The sequence below is a fragment of the Chitinophaga sp. CF418 genome, assembly GCF_900142925.1.
Taxonomy (GTDB): Bacteria; Bacteroidota; Bacteroidia; order Chitinophagales; family Chitinophagaceae; genus Chitinophaga.
Map to the genome: position 1 here is coordinate 1 of NZ_FRCN01000004.1, position 14091 is coordinate 14091.

A 14091-nucleotide genomic window follows, 5' to 3' on the forward strand; every position below is an offset into this window, starting at 1 on the left:
AATCCCCAGAGAGGCGCCGACCGCAGGCCCATACTTTAACCGCACGCTACTTGCGGAAAAAAACGAAAACCTTATCCAATATCCTGATAGCCCCCGAACCTGGCAGCCAGGTAGCAAAATCACAGCACGCCTTTAGTACTCGGCAACTGCATATTCGCCGGATTCCTCTTCACCGCCATTTTTATCGCCTTCGCAAACGTCTTAAAGATCGCCTCGATCTTATGATGCTCATTCTCCCCCTCAGCCTTAATATTCAAATTACACTTCGCCGCATCAGAGAAAGATTTAAAGAAATGGAAGAACATCTCCGTCGGCATCTCCCCTATTTTCTCGCGGCTAAACTTCGCATCCCACACAATCCAGTTCCTACCACCAAAATCAATCGCAGCCTGCGCCAGACAGTCATCCATCGGCAAACAGAAACCGTAGCGCTCGATACCTCTCTTATCAGCCAGTCCTTGCGCCATTGCCTCTCCCAAAGCAATCCCCACATCCTCAATGGTATGATGCTCATCAATATGCAGATCACCTTTAGCCTTGATGGTCAGATCAATACTACCGTGACGGGCAATCTGATCCAGCATATGATCAAAGAATCCCAGACCGGTGCTGATATCAGCCTTGCCCGTACCATCCAGGTTCAAGCTAATGAAGATGTCGGTTTCTTTAGTAGTCCGCGTATGTGAAACTGTACGCAAACCTAATTTCAGGAACTCATAGATCTTCTCCCAGTCAGTAGATTCCAGCACGATCACCTCTTTCAATGCCTGCGCATCAGCATTGACCTCCGCACTACCCAAACCGGTACCTTCATTCATCCAGATAGCCTTAGCACCAAGATTCTTCGCCAGCTGCACATCTGTGATACGGTCACCGATCACGATTGAATTCGCCAGGTCATATTCAGCTGAGAAATATTGCATCAGCATGCCTGTACCAGGCTTGCGGGTAGGCGCATTCTCATGAGGGAAAGAGCGGTCAATATGTGCCGCTTTAAAAACGACCCCTTCATTTTCAAAAGTCCGCACAATGAAGTTCTGCGCTGGCCAGAAGTCTGCTTCAGGAAAGCTGGCAGTACCCAGGCCATCCTGATTGGTCACCATTACCAGCTCATAGTCCAGTTCCGCAGCAATGCGGGAAAGGTAAGTAAACACCTTTGGATAGAATTCTACCTTTTCAAGGCTGTCGATCTGGTATGTAGGCGGGACTTCTTTGATAATGGTACCATCCCTGTCTATGAAGAGCACTCTTTTCATTGTAGCTATGTGTTGTTATGTTGTAAACAGTGGCGAACTGTTTGTTATATGATTATACAGTAACCTCCGCGATAGTTTCCAGCAAAGTGATATTCTCCTCCGGCGTACCTACAGTGATACGTAAGCAGCCATTACACAATTCTACTTTGGAACGGTCTCGTACGATGATACCTCTTTCCACCAGGTAGTTGTAAATACCTTTTGCATCCACTGTCTTAGCCAGCAGGAAGTTCGCATCACTCGGATACACTTCCAGTACCTGTGGCAGATTGATCAGCGAAGCAGCCAGTTTATCTCTTTCCACTACGGTATCCTTGATCCATTCATTCACCTGGATGATGTTATCAAGCGCTTCCAGCACGAGGTCCTGCGCTGCCTGGTTGATGTTGTATGGTGGTTTTACCTTATTCAGTACGTTGATGATCTCTTCTCCGGCGAAAGCCATTCCCACGCGCAATGCCGCCAGTCCCCATGCTTTGGAGAGGGTCTGCATGACAACGAGATTAGGATATTCTGTCAGTTCAGGAATGAATGTCTTCTGACGCGCGAAGTTGATATATGCTTCATCAATTACAACGATACCGTCAAAATTATTCAGGATCATTTCAATGTCGGAACGATTGATCGAGTTGCCGGTAGGATTATTGGGAGAGCAGATGAAGATCAGCTTTGTACGCTCGTCTACAGCTTCCTGCAAAGCAGCCATATCAATCTGGTAGTCGGGTGTCAGCGATACCTTACGTACAATCACATCATTGATATTGGCGCTCACTTCATACATACCATAGGTTGGCGGAAACAATACCACGTTATCAATACCCGGGCGACAGAATGAACGGTATAATACATCTATCACTTCATCACTACCATTGCCGAGGAAGATATTCTGTGGCGGTACACCTTTGATATCTGCCAGTTTATATTTCACTTTCCACTGCATAGGATCGGGATAGCGGTTATAAGCCACCGGCAGCGGGGAGCCGAAACTATTTTCGTTGGCATCAAGGAAAATGGAAGCCTCTCCTTTGAATTCATCCCTGGCGGTGGAGTAAGGTACCAGGCGTTTTATATTGTCGCGTAGTAAGCTATTAAGATCGAACATTGATAACAGATTTTATAGTTGAGTCTTTTGTTTCAGGCGGACAGTCACTGCATTCTTATGAGCGTCCAGGCCTTCTGCGGCAGCCATTGTTTCGATGGTGGCTCCGATCTGCTGTAGTCCTTCCTGCGTGAGGCGCTGGAAGGTGATCTTCTTTACGAAGCTATCGAGAGACACGCCACTGTATGCAGTTGCATAACCATTCGTTGGCAATGTGTGATTGGTTCCGGAAGCATAGTCACCCGCACTTTCCGGTGAATAATTCCCGAGGAATACAGAACCTGCATTCACTACCGCATCAGCGATAGTGATATCATCTTTACAGGCTACGATCAGGTGTTCAGGAGCATATGCATTCAGCAGCTCCATCGCTTCAGACGTATCTTTTACGAGGATGATCCGGCTATTCTCTAACGCAAGCGCTGCAATATCCTTACGTGGCAATTGCGCCAGCTGACCGGCAACTTCCTGCTGTACTGCCTTGATGATCTCGGGTGCTGTTGTTACCAGCAGTACCTGGCTATCAGGACCATGTTCAGCCTGTGAAAGAAGGTCAGCAGCTACGAAGGCTGGCACACAGGTCTCGTCAGCGAGTATGGCAACTTCGGATGGCCCGGCTGGCATGTCAATCGCTATACCGCTTTTATTAACAAGCTGTTTTGCACAGGTTACATACTGGTTCCCCGGACCAAAGATCTTATGTACACGTGGTACACTTTCTGTACCAAAAGCCATTGAACCGATCGCCTGTACACCGCCTATTTTGAAAACACGCTCAACTCCTACTTCCTGTGCAGCGAATAATACCGCAGGATGCACTTCTCCGGCGGCATTGGATGGCGTACACAGGATGATCTCTTTACAACCTGCGATCATGGCCGGTATACCCAGCATGAGAATAGTAGAGAATAGTGGAGCAGAACCTCCGGGTATATACAGGCCTACTTTTTCGATAGCTACCGGCTTACGCCAGCATTGTACTCCCGGCATAGTTTCTATGATCCGGCTTTGTTCCTGCTGGGCTTTGTGAAAGACTTCTATATTATGTTTCGCCTGAAGGATCGCTTTTTTAAGACCTGCATCCACCACATTGTTGGCGTGTGCAAATTCTGCAGGAGTAACCTCCAGTGCATCTAATTGTACTTTGTCAAACTGCTGCGCATATCTGCGCACTGCGGCATCCCCTTCCTGCTTTACCGCTTCGAGGATATTGCCTACGCTGGTTTCCAGCGCTGTTGTATCTAAAACCGGACGTTGGAGTAATGCCGGCCATTGTGCACGTTCTGGATATTCGAATACAAGCATGGTATAATCAATTACGGTTGGACTATTATGAATAACGAATGATCAGTGACGAATGCAATGATCCTCGTTATATGATCATCTTTTCAATTGGCACTACGAGGATACCTTGTGCACCAGCTGCTTTCAGACTTTCAATAATATCCCAGAAAGCATTTTCATTCAGCACGGAATGCACAGAACTCCATCCCTCTTCCGCCAGTGGCAGTACTGTAGGACTCTTCATACCCGGCAGGAGAGCGATGATCTCCTTCAGTTTATCATTCGGTGCGTTCAACAGCACATATTTATTATTCTTTGCTTTCTTTACTGCCTGGATGCGGAACAACAGTTTCTGCAGCAACACTTCCTGCTCCGGCAGGAGGTTGTCATTACTGATTAGTGCCGCTTCAGATTTCAGGATCACTTCCACTTCCTTCAGACCGTTCATGAACAATGTTGAACCACTGCTTACCAGGTCACAGATAGCGTCTGCCAATCCGATACCGGGAGCGATCTCCACGGAACCACTGATCTCATGGATCTCAGCGGTGATGTTATGCTCATTCAGGAAGTTCTGCAATATTACCGGATAGCTGGTGGCGATACGCAGTTTGTCCATATCCTTCACACTGTTATACTCTACAGATTTTGGCACTGCCAGAGAGAGGCGGCATTTGCCAAATCCCAGTTTCTCCGCAATCTTCACGGGACGGTTCTTTTCCAGGATCACATTTTCACCAACAATACCGATATCTGCCACACCATCTTCCACGTATTGCGGGATATCATCATCACGCAGGAAGAAGACCTCCAGCGGGAAATTGCTGGCTTCCGTTTTCAGCTTGTTAACACCGTTGTTGATGTCGATACCACATTCTTTCAACAGTTTGATAGAGTCGTCGTGTAAGCGACCGGATTTCTGAATGGCAATTCTCAGTTTCATGTTTTTGACAATGTTCGGTGAAAACAAAAAGGGGCTTACCGTTTGGTAAGCCCCTGATGATGTTTTAATATCTTATTATGTAATACATAAAATCATCCCAGCCTACCTGCGTGGTAAGAAATGATGGTGATGATGTGTATGTACGTTAATGTTCATAATTTGAAATAACGATGCGAAGGTAATAACAATTTTGAATAATCAAACTAATTTTTGCTTTATCCACCATTATTTTAATGTAAACCCTGCTGATTGGACATCCCTGCTATTAGTACCTACAAATACAGTAAAATCGCCTGGTTCTGCCTTCCAGCGCATGTCTTTATCGTAGAACTTCAGGTCTTCCAAAGAAATGTCAAACGTCACAGTTCGGGTTTCTCCCTTGGCCAGGGAGATCTTTTTATAGGCTTTCAGTTCCTTTACTGGCCGGGTTACTGATCCTACCAGGTCCCTGATATAGAGCTGTACCACCTCTTCCCCGTCGTAGTTACCACTGTTAGTTACCGGTATGCTCACCTGCAGCTTGTCTGCGGCTGTGATCTGCTGTTTGTTCAGCTTTAAATCGCCATAGGTGAACTTTGTATAGCTCAGCCCATAGCCAAAAGGATACAGCGGTTCATTCTCCGTATCGAGGTATTTGGTGGAGTATTTATTATTTGGGTTCAGCGGGCGGCCGGTGTTCTTATGATTATAGTATATCGGTATCTGACCTACATTCCGCGGGAAGCTCATTGTCAGCTTACCTGCCGGGTTATAATCGCCAAACAGCACGGAACTAATAGCATTACCCGCCCGGGTACCCAGGAACCATGTTTCCAGGATAGCCGGGATATGGGCATCTTCCCATTCCAGCGTCATCGGGCGGCCATTCATCAGCACGAGCACTACGGGTTTACCGGTGGCGTATACTGCCTTCAGCAGCTGCTGCTGGTTCTCCGGAATACTGATATTGGACCTGCTGGCCGCCTCTCCCGTCATTCCCTGGGATTCTCCCAATGCCATCACGACAATATCTGACTGTTTGGCCAGGTCCACCGCTGCCGCCAGCATCTGCTGACTATCAGTTGTATCCGCCGCTTCCAGTCTTGATTTCTGTGTAGCTCTCTTCAGTAAAGTGGTATCCGCAGTATAATGGGCTCCCGGCAGGTACTGCACATTGGCAGAACGTTGTTTCAGCGCCTCCAGTATAGTTACAGCCTTGCTATAATCCCCTGCCGCCGACCAGTTGCCGATCATGTCACGCTGACTGTTGGCCAGGGGCCCGATCAATGCGATCTTCGCGTCCTTTTTCAGGGGCAGCAGCTGGTTTTCATTCTTCAGCAGCACGATAGAGCGTTCTGCTATTTTTTGGGCGGTGGCCAGGTTCGCTGAAGACATAATCTCTTTTCCCGCCCTGGTAGTATCACAATACTTAAATGGGTCCTGGAAGAGACCCAGGTCATATTTTGCCGCCAGAATACGATATACAGCGCTGTCGATCTCTTTCTGGGTTACTTTTCCGTCTTTCAGCAGCTTTTTTAGCTGACCCGCAAAAACACCTCCCTGCATATCCATATCCACACCGGCATTCAGGGCAGCTGCGCCGGCCTCATATTCATCCTTTACATTGCCATGGGAAATCATTTCATTGATAGCGGTATAGTCTGTTACCACGAAGCCTTTAAATCCCCAGTCCTTCCGCAGCAGGTCTGTCAGCAACCATTTATTGGCAGTGGCAGGCGTACCATCAATTTCATTAAAAGATGTCATGACAGTGGCTACTCCGGCGTCTACGGCTGCCTTATAAGGCGGCAGATAATACTGGTACATCTGCCTGCGGCTCATATCCACGGTGTTATAATCACGGCCCGCCTCGATGGCGCCATATAAAGCGAAGTGTTTCACACAGGCCAGGATGGTGTTGTTGGCAGACAGGTCTGATCCCTGGTAACCTTTTACCTTAGCCTTTGCTACCTGGGTGCCATACCAGGTATCTTCTCCTACACCTTCCGCTACACGACCCCAGCGGGGATCACGGGCAATATCCACCATCGGGGAATATGTCCAGTGTAACCCATCAGCGCTCGCTTCCTGTGCAGCGATCCTGGCACTCTGTTCCAGCAGGGCCATATCCCAGGTACAGGCTTCCCCCAATGGAATAGGGAAAATCGTCTTATGTCCGTGTATGACGTCGTACCCGAATAACAGCGGTATTTTCAGCCTGGTCTTCATGGCCATCTCCTGCAACTGGCGGGTATACTGAGGAGTGTACGCATTGAAGATCGAGCCGCACAAACCGGCTTCAATATCTTTTTTATATCCCGGCTTCATAAAAGGGCCCGTTACATCCATATCGCTGGTGAGCAGGTTCAGCTGTCCTATCTTTTCTTCCAGGGTCATGCGTTTGATCAGATTGCTGACGAAGGTTTGCTTCGTATTTTGTGCCTTCACGCTGAGGGCAGCCAGCAGCAAAGATGCTACCAGCAAGCGCTTCGGGTTTTTCATAACTGTGTTTTTAAGGTTTACAAGAGGGGACTAAGGTAGGGAATAAATTCAAAGGGGTAACGCCATGGTTTGTTCTATTGACCCTAAAACGTTATTTGAAATACAGATATAATTCACAATTCATGAATCATGAATTCATTATCTTTAGAATATGAATCAGCATAATGGAATGCGGCCGCAAGACATTGCCGTATTGTTAAAAATAATCATATCTCCTTCCAATTGGATGAATAAAGATATTGCAGAAGCCTTGCTTCTAAGCCCAGCGGAAATAAGTTATTCCTTACAAAGGTCCACTCTTGCAGAACTTATTGACCCGTCTAAGAGAAAAGTTATGCGAAAAACATTCCTTGAATTCATCCGGTATGGACTGCCTCATGTTTTTCCCGCCATAAAAGGTGCGATTGCTGTAGGCATACCGACAGCATTTTCATCTCCTGTTATGTCCAAACACTTAATGACAAATCAATCAAGCGAAATGGTTGTCTGGCCTTATCTCGAAGGTCAAGCCAGAGGGGAATCCATTATTCCATTATATCCTAATGCAGTAAAAGCGGCCCTCAGGGATCCCGAACTATACGAATTATTTGCTCTGGTAGACACAATGCGTCTAGGAAAAGTTCGGGAGAAAGAAATTGCCCTTAACTTGCTGAAAGAAAAATTCGATACACGTCATGCATGAAAATATTGTTCGTATCAAAGCAGTTGCTAATATTCTGAAAGGACTCAACCAACCTTGTGTATTTGTCGGTGGTGCAACTGTGTCCTTATATTCAACACAGAAGGCACTAGTCGAAAGTATCCGTCCAACTGATGATGTGGATGTTGTAACAGAGGTAGCATCTTACGCAGATCATTCTCAAATGGAGGAAAAGCTGAGAAAATTGGGAGTTGTCAACGATATAGAATCAGGTGTAATTTGTCGCTATAAAGCACAGGGGATTATTGTAGATATCATGCCTATTACATCACAAGCCCTTGGGTTCAGTAATAGATGGTATGCCGATGGCTTCCGGCATGCAATTCCCTACAACCTGGATCACGAGACAGAAATTCAAATTTTCTCCCTCCCATACTTTCTGGCATCGAAATGGGAAGCCCATAAATCAAGAGGGGCCAATGAATTACGAACAAGCCGGGATTTTGAGGATATGGTGTATGTCTTTGAGAACTGTAAAGATTTCGATGAACAACTTTTGAGTGGCCCCGAATCCGTTAGAGAATATCTCAGCCAGGAACTTTCAGAACTTCTCCAACATCCGGATTTCGAAGAAGCATTATACTGCCACATGGAAAGTGCCAGATATGGCGCAAGCCCGGAAAAGCTGATAGCAAAGATAGCAGCAGGCTTGAATCTGGTACTAAAAACATAGATAAATGAATATATTTACCTTTTCTACAACCACACCACCACCCGCTTCAACCGCCCCCCACTATACACCTCTCTCCCATCCACAAACACCTTCAGCCCCTTCCCCGCTTTATATCGCTCTCCCGTCTTATCCCATCTCACCGTTACCAGCTTCCCATGATAAGGCACTCCTTCCAGCATAAACCAGTCCCACAGCCCTTCCGGAATAAGCGGACGTAATTCCAGATTATTGTCAGCACGCGGCTTCAATCCTATCAGATCATTGATCACCAGGTCACAAAATCCTGAATGATTATAATAACTACTTCTCGGATCATCTCCTTTTAGCCAGTAGCCAGTGCGTTCATCCTGGTATTCTCCCAGGTAGGGTTTCCCATTTTTCTGATGTGACTGAGCATATACCTGTAATGCGCGATAATACACAGCCGGCGACATCCCATCATGATGTTTATAATCAGTCAGCAGGTGTGCTAATCCCTTTAATGTTTGTGTAGTAGCGAAAGGCCAGATCGCGCCATCCCATTCACAGCCACCACTACCATGTGAGCGGAAAGCAGGATGCCGTCTTTCAGCAGTAGTAAGCCCCCAGCCCGCATCGAAACCGCTGGTATCAGTAACCTGTTCCCAGGCTTTGGCATACCTGGATTTATCCGCAGGTAAATTAAAATACCAGGGAATAAAGCCTATCTCCTCCCTCGCATTGGAGAAATGGGTTTCATCACTACCTTTTATTGCCTGTCTTACTTTGAAAAAAGCGGCCGTATCATCCCACAGCTGATCCTGCACCAGTTGCCTTATCTTCGCTGCATCAGCTATATATCTTTGCTGCAGCGTATCATTCCCCGCCATAACAGCAATCTTCGCAAGTGCATTGGCATTGCCATACATATAACTGCTGATGGTAGGGCGTGTATGCTTTTCCCTACGGGCGCCACTGATGGATTCTTCCATACCATCTTTCACATCGAACTGCCAGAACAGGCCATTGGATAGTCGTTTTTCCTGCTCCCACAAACGGTAATCCTTATCCATATATGGCAGCAGGGCCGTCACAAAACTACTGTCCCTATCTACAAGGAAACGGTTGTATACTGCGTCTGCCGCCCAGCTGCTGAACTGATGGAAACGGGGAGATTTCTGCTGCGCATCTTTCAGATACCAGTATTGGATATACTGATCGATATATTGCCCGTTTCGCAGCCATCTTCCTTCATAGACATGATGCCCGAATGCACAGCTCAAGGCATTGTACCGACCCGCATGTTTAACAGGTGTAATAAATTCAGTGAAGATAAATCCATCAGGTGTCTCTTTCAGATGCTTACGGAATGTCCACCAGCGATAATAATAGGTTTGCTCAATGATACTGTCAGGGCATTCTAATAATGGCACATTTGTTTTCAGCCAGTCGAATGCCTTTGCATTACTCACATAGTTGACTACATATTCCGAATCAAGGCTGTTAAAACGGTCGGTATACTTTTTCAGTGTATTCTCCAACACATACTGTCTCGTTGACGGATCAACACCTGATCTATTACCATCATTTCCCCGCTGTCCCAAAAGATGTAACGGAAAAAAAATACATATCGCTGCTATTGTTTTAAAGGATCCCAATTGCCTAATACTTTAGTGAGTGTGATATTTTTCGCATCCTTCGCGCTCAGTTGTTTCGACCAGCCTACTCGTTGACGGCTAACCGCACCATCACCGGTGTTCTCATATTCCGCATACCTGGCCGTCTTTTCATTCTCCACTTTGTCCCAGTTATGCCAGCCCTGGGGCAGAATATGTGCTCCCAGTGTACTATGCATGAACACAGTAGAGGCATAGGGACGCCATGGACGGCCCAGGTAAACCTTTTTCGCAATTGTATCTGCCGTTAATGTGCAATGACTGAATACAAAACCATATGACTGCCGTTCTGTTGTAGAAGCAGCGGTAATGTAAGAATCTCTTTTACTGTGGATAGTACAGCCTTCGAACCATACGGTAGCTGCACCAAAAATGAAGTCAGTGGTGCCCGTGATATAACAATCTTTATAATACTGTCTACTATCCGCCCTACCCGCATACAGCGTATCCTGGTTACCCAACAGACGACAATTATGGAAGACACAACGGTCACCTTCCACATGCAGTGCTACCGCCTGTCCCACCGGACCAGCGGCATTTTCAAAGGTCAGGTTTTCAGCTATGATATCATCTCCCGCTATCAATACTGTATAAGAGGTAAATGTGCCGAACTTATCTCTGCCAGACGCATCCTTACCAGGATAGGGCTTTCCCCAGTAATCACTGTTGGTGATGATGGTACTGTCCCGGTCTTCACCCTCTAAAGTGATGCTGCATTTCCAGGAAGGGATACACAATTTCTCATGATACACCCCTTTCCGGATAAAGATAGTAACACGGAAATACGTAAAATCCCGTACGGCATTCACCGCTTCCTGGATCGAGCGATAATCACCGGAACCATCCTGGGCTACCACAAGTCGTTTACGTGTATCCTGCGCATGCACGCAGACAGACAACAGTAAAAGCAGTACGGAAATAAGATGAACATATTTCTTCATAACAAGGAATTTAGTCATACAGCTGACGGAACAAACTATAAAAATCTGTGCGGTTGAAAAAGAAAGCCGGCCTTTTTATTTACGCAATCGTTACCGGTGCATCCCCGGTCAGACTTTCGCTAGAGATTCGCTTCGACTATACTGCAGATTCATATCTATAGGCGCTATAGTCCTGCATTACACCTGCTATTGTATAGCGTTCGCTATAGAACAGTGCCTATAATGCTATAGTAAGGAGCCTATAGGCTATAGCCTCCACTGAATCTCTATACTACCTTAAGGCTTTCCGGGCCCTTAAAAACGCCTATTTCACTACAAACCGGTAGTCACCAGACCCAGCCGTTAATATAATTCGCCCATCCTCATACCCCTTCACCTTCACATCTTTTTGCTTATCAACAACTTGCCCGCCCTGCATTACCTGCTGACCTTTCGCAGCTGGTAATTTGATCAATGCACTGCTATTAGGAGGAATGACGATATGAAAAGTCAACTCGCCTGCCTTTTTCTCCCATTCACTAATTACAGCCCCAAAAACCGTTTTATAGGAAGTTTTAACCCAAGAGATATCACCCACAATTTCCGGCCGTATAATCGCCTCTTTATAAGCAATAGAATGATCCTGCTGGGTGATCCCTCCCAATCCGGTATAAAACCATTCCATCAGATGCCCCAGCATCAGGTGATTATTTGACACCCGTTCCAGGGCAGCCCAGGATTCTGTCAGGGCCGTGGCTCCTTTTGCCAGCTGGAAACCATACCCCGGTACATCATCCCGGTTATTCATCTCATACAATAACTGAGAAGCGCCTCCTTCCTGTAAAGCCTGCACCAGGAAATGAAAACCAATATCCCCCGCCGTGAGCTTTTTGCCGTTCTGCACAATGGAATCCACCAGGTTCCTGAAAACAGCCTTCCCGTACTGCGCATTTACCAATCCCACACATAGAGGCATCGCCATAGCCGTCTGGCTGCCTGTTGCATACACTTTTGTTGTTGGGTTAAAGAACTGTTTATTGAATGCCTTTTTCACTTTGACAGCCAATGCAGCGGCTCTTTTTGCTCCTTCCGGATCCCCACTCATACTTCCCATCTTCGACAACAATACAAGATCGTAATAGTAAATAGCCATAGCCGTCAGGGCTTTCGGCGTCAGCTGCGTTACTCCCGGACGTTGAGGACCATTGTCATACCAGTCTCCCAGGCCATGGGAAAGAATGTTATTAACAGCTTTTGATTGCAGGTACTTTACATATTTGCTGGCAGTAGGATAAGCCTTGCGGATGATTCCTGTATCTCCATACCATTTATACAATTGCCAGGGCAGTATGACACAGGCGCTTCCCCATTCCGGAGAATCCCTGAAACCAAAACCTTTATCATCAAAGAAAACATACTCAGGCGCTATATCAGGCACCAGCCCACTATCAGTCTGCGCCTCCCGCATATCATCCAGCAACTTCCGGTATAACAGGGAGATGTTATAATTATATTGGATAGAATTCCCCATCAGGTAATCCTGTTCCAGCCAGCTCAGTTTTTCCCTGTGCGGACAGTCCGTTGCCACACTTTGCAGATTGCTTTTAATAGCCCACTGTATCAGGGTATGGATCTTGTTAAACAGCTGATTTGCGCAGGAGAAACTACCAGTGGCAGGAGCGGCATTGCGGGTATGCAGAAAATTCAGTTGAGTGATCGCAGGCAGCGATGCATTGGATGCAGTATCAGGCGCAGCGCCTTCCACCTGCACATAACGGAAACCATAATAGGTGAAACGTGGGCGCCAGATCTCTTCTCCGTCTCCCTTTAACGTATAGGAGAAGTAATAAGGAGAGCCCGTGGCTTTTTGATTGGATAGCTTACTGGCATTCAGTAATTCAGCAGGTATCAGTTTTACCATCTGTCCTTTTTTACCTTTTACTTTCAGCTCCACGATACCTGATGCATTCTGGCCAAAATCATACATGTACACACCTGGCTGGGGTTGTGTGACCGTTTTTGCAGGCAGTACTTCCATCACCTTTACAGGATGGTCCAGCTCTGGTTCCAATCTTCTTTCTGTTGCTTTTACAATGATGGCCTGTTTCCAGTGTGCATCATCGAAAGAAGGCTGGTCCCATCCTTTTTGTTCCAGCTGGGCATCATAGTCCTCTCCACCATAGATGCTGGCAAACGTAACGGGAGACGGCGCTGTTTTCCAGTCTTCCCCGGAAACAATATTCTTAACCGTTCCATTTGCATAGGTAATTATCAGTTTGCAGATCATCCTGGGCATGCCATAAGCAATAGACAATTTCTTATAGCGCTCTTTATTCACATTGAAGAATCCGTTTCCTACAATTACCCCCAATACATTTCCACCTGCTTTTACCTTATCTGTTACATCATAGGTGTTGTACAATACTGTTTCATCATAATCGGTCCAACCGGGCGCGAGGAAGCTGTTTCCCAGTTTCTCCCCGTTTAGGTTCACTTCGTACTGACCAAGCCCGCTGATGAAGAGTAAAGCGCTCTTAATATGATCGCCACCCGGGAACTCCTTACGGAACAATGGCACCACCGGACGCTGACGGGCTTTATGTTTCTCATAGAACTTATCACCGCCGCTATGTACGCCGGGCACTACACGCATGGAATCTGGAATATCCTCATAACCTATCCACTGCGCCTGTCCCCAGTCCTGCCGGCTGGCAAGGGCTGTTGTAAAAGCCGCTGCAGCACTCCACGATGACACATTACCATGATTATCCCATACACGCACCCTCCAGTAATATTTATGTGCAGGCAGTATGGAGCGGTTCACAAGATGAGCGTCTATGTTATAAGACTGCGAAGTACCAATACGGGCGCTTGTATCTTTCGTTCCGGTCAATGTACTATCCTCAGTTAACTGTATCTGGAACATCGTCTGCATGCATCCTCTTTGGGAAGCAGTTATTTCCCAGCTGAATGTAGGAGTAAGGGAAGTACCTATAGGATCTATCTTATGATCAGTACTCAGGTTAACGGTCTGCAATTCCTGGCCCCACCCTTTCATGGATAATGAGAGGAATAGCACTATGATACACAATCTCATGCTT

Annotated in this window: 10 protein-coding genes; 2 read left to right on the forward strand and 8 right to left on the reverse strand. The window is 46.6% G+C overall.

All coding sequences use genetic code 11. From position 1 onward, the window contains the following. Window positions 1-119: 119 nt before the first annotated feature. The 5 genes from hisB to bglX all read right to left on the reverse strand — a co-directional run bounded on the left by hisB (window position 120) and on the right by bglX (window position 7063). Window positions 120-1256 carry a bifunctional histidinol-phosphatase/imidazoleglycerol-phosphate dehydratase HisB gene (hisB, locus tag F3I09_RS10215; protein ID WP_149694951.1) on the reverse strand — a complete coding sequence of 379 codons (1137 nt, stop codon included), beginning with the start codon at window positions 1254-1256 and terminating at the stop codon, window positions 120-122. A gap of 52 nt (window positions 1257-1308) precedes the next feature. Beyond that, window positions 1309-2358, reverse strand: coding sequence for a histidinol-phosphate transaminase (gene hisC, locus F3I09_RS10220; RefSeq protein ID WP_188133757.1), 1050 nt, complete (start codon window positions 2356-2358; stop codon window positions 1309-1311). A gap of 12 nt (window positions 2359-2370) precedes the next feature. Further along, window positions 2371-3660, reverse strand: coding sequence for a histidinol dehydrogenase (hisD, locus tag F3I09_RS10225; RefSeq protein WP_149694953.1), 1290 nt, complete (start codon window positions 3658-3660; stop codon window positions 2371-2373). Between the two features lie 67 nt (window positions 3661-3727). Then, window positions 3728-4582 (reverse strand): ATP phosphoribosyltransferase, encoded by an 855-nt coding sequence (gene hisG, locus F3I09_RS10230; protein ID WP_149694954.1) that lies wholly within the window; start codon window positions 4580-4582, stop codon window positions 3728-3730. Between the two features lie 225 nt (window positions 4583-4807). Further along, the gene (gene bglX, locus F3I09_RS10235) at window positions 4808-7063 is read right to left on the reverse strand and encodes a beta-glucosidase BglX (protein ID WP_149694955.1); all 2256 of its coding nucleotides are present in this window, start codon (window positions 7061-7063) and stop codon (window positions 4808-4810) included. Window positions 7064-7214: 151 nt separating this feature from the next. Here bglX and F3I09_RS10240 point away from each other — a divergent pair, with 151 nt between their 5' ends. Continuing rightward, entirely contained in the window at window positions 7215-7745 is a 531-nt protein-coding gene (locus tag F3I09_RS10240) for a hypothetical protein (protein WP_149694956.1), read from the forward strand. Beyond that, window positions 7738-8436 carry a nucleotidyl transferase AbiEii/AbiGii toxin family protein gene (locus F3I09_RS10245; RefSeq protein ID WP_149694957.1) on the forward strand — a complete coding sequence of 233 codons (699 nt, stop codon included), beginning with the start codon at window positions 7738-7740 and terminating at the stop codon, window positions 8434-8436. The genes F3I09_RS10240 and F3I09_RS10245 overlap by 8 nt, the downstream gene beginning before the upstream one ends. Window positions 8437-8459: 23 nt before the next feature. Here F3I09_RS10245 and F3I09_RS10250 read toward each other — a convergent pair whose 3' ends face one another. From F3I09_RS10250 to F3I09_RS10260, 3 genes are all read right to left on the reverse strand, one after another. Then, window positions 8460-9938, reverse strand: a complete 1479-nt coding sequence (locus tag F3I09_RS10250) for a glycosyl hydrolase family 65 protein (RefSeq protein WP_223233200.1) — start codon at window positions 9936-9938, stop codon at window positions 8460-8462. Window positions 9939-10030: 92 nt separating this feature from the next. Further along, the gene (locus F3I09_RS10255; RefSeq protein WP_149694959.1) at window positions 10031-11011 is read right to left on the reverse strand and encodes a pectinesterase family protein; all 981 of its coding nucleotides are present in this window, start codon (window positions 11009-11011) and stop codon (window positions 10031-10033) included. A gap of 304 nt (window positions 11012-11315) precedes the next feature. Then, entirely contained in the window at window positions 11316-14087 is a 2772-nt protein-coding gene (locus tag F3I09_RS10260) for a family 78 glycoside hydrolase catalytic domain (protein ID WP_149694960.1), read from the reverse strand. Window positions 14088-14091: the final 4 nt, after the last annotated feature.

Bases quoted from the DNA above. Each gene is read 5' to 3' on its own strand.
- hisB (WP_149694951.1), bottom strand. From the start codon at position 1,256: ATGAAAAGAGTGCTCTTCATAGACAGGGATGGTACCATTATCAAAGAA.
- F3I09_RS10240 (WP_149694956.1), top strand. From the start codon at position 7,215: ATGAATCAGCATAATGGAATGCGGCCGCAAGACATTGCCGTATTGTTA.
- hisD (WP_149694953.1), bottom strand. From the start codon at position 3,660: ATGCTTGTATTCGAATATCCAGAACGTGCACAATGGCCGGCATTACTC.
- F3I09_RS10255 (WP_149694959.1), bottom strand. From the start codon at position 11,011: ATGAAGAAATATGTTCATCTTATTTCCGTACTGCTTTTACTGTTGTCT.
- hisC (WP_188133757.1), bottom strand. From the start codon at position 2,358: ATGTTCGATCTTAATAGCTTACTACGCGACAATATAAAACGCCTGGTA.
- hisG (WP_149694954.1), bottom strand. From the start codon at position 4,582: ATGAAACTGAGAATTGCCATTCAGAAATCCGGTCGCTTACACGACGAC.
- F3I09_RS10260 (WP_149694960.1), bottom strand. From the start codon at position 14,087: ATGAGATTGTGTATCATAGTGCTATTCCTCTCATTATCCATGAAAGGG.
- F3I09_RS10245 (WP_149694957.1), top strand. From the start codon at position 7,738: ATGCATGAAAATATTGTTCGTATCAAAGCAGTTGCTAATATTCTGAAA.
- bglX (WP_149694955.1), bottom strand. From the start codon at position 7,063: ATGAAAAACCCGAAGCGCTTGCTGGTAGCATCTTTGCTGCTGGCTGCC.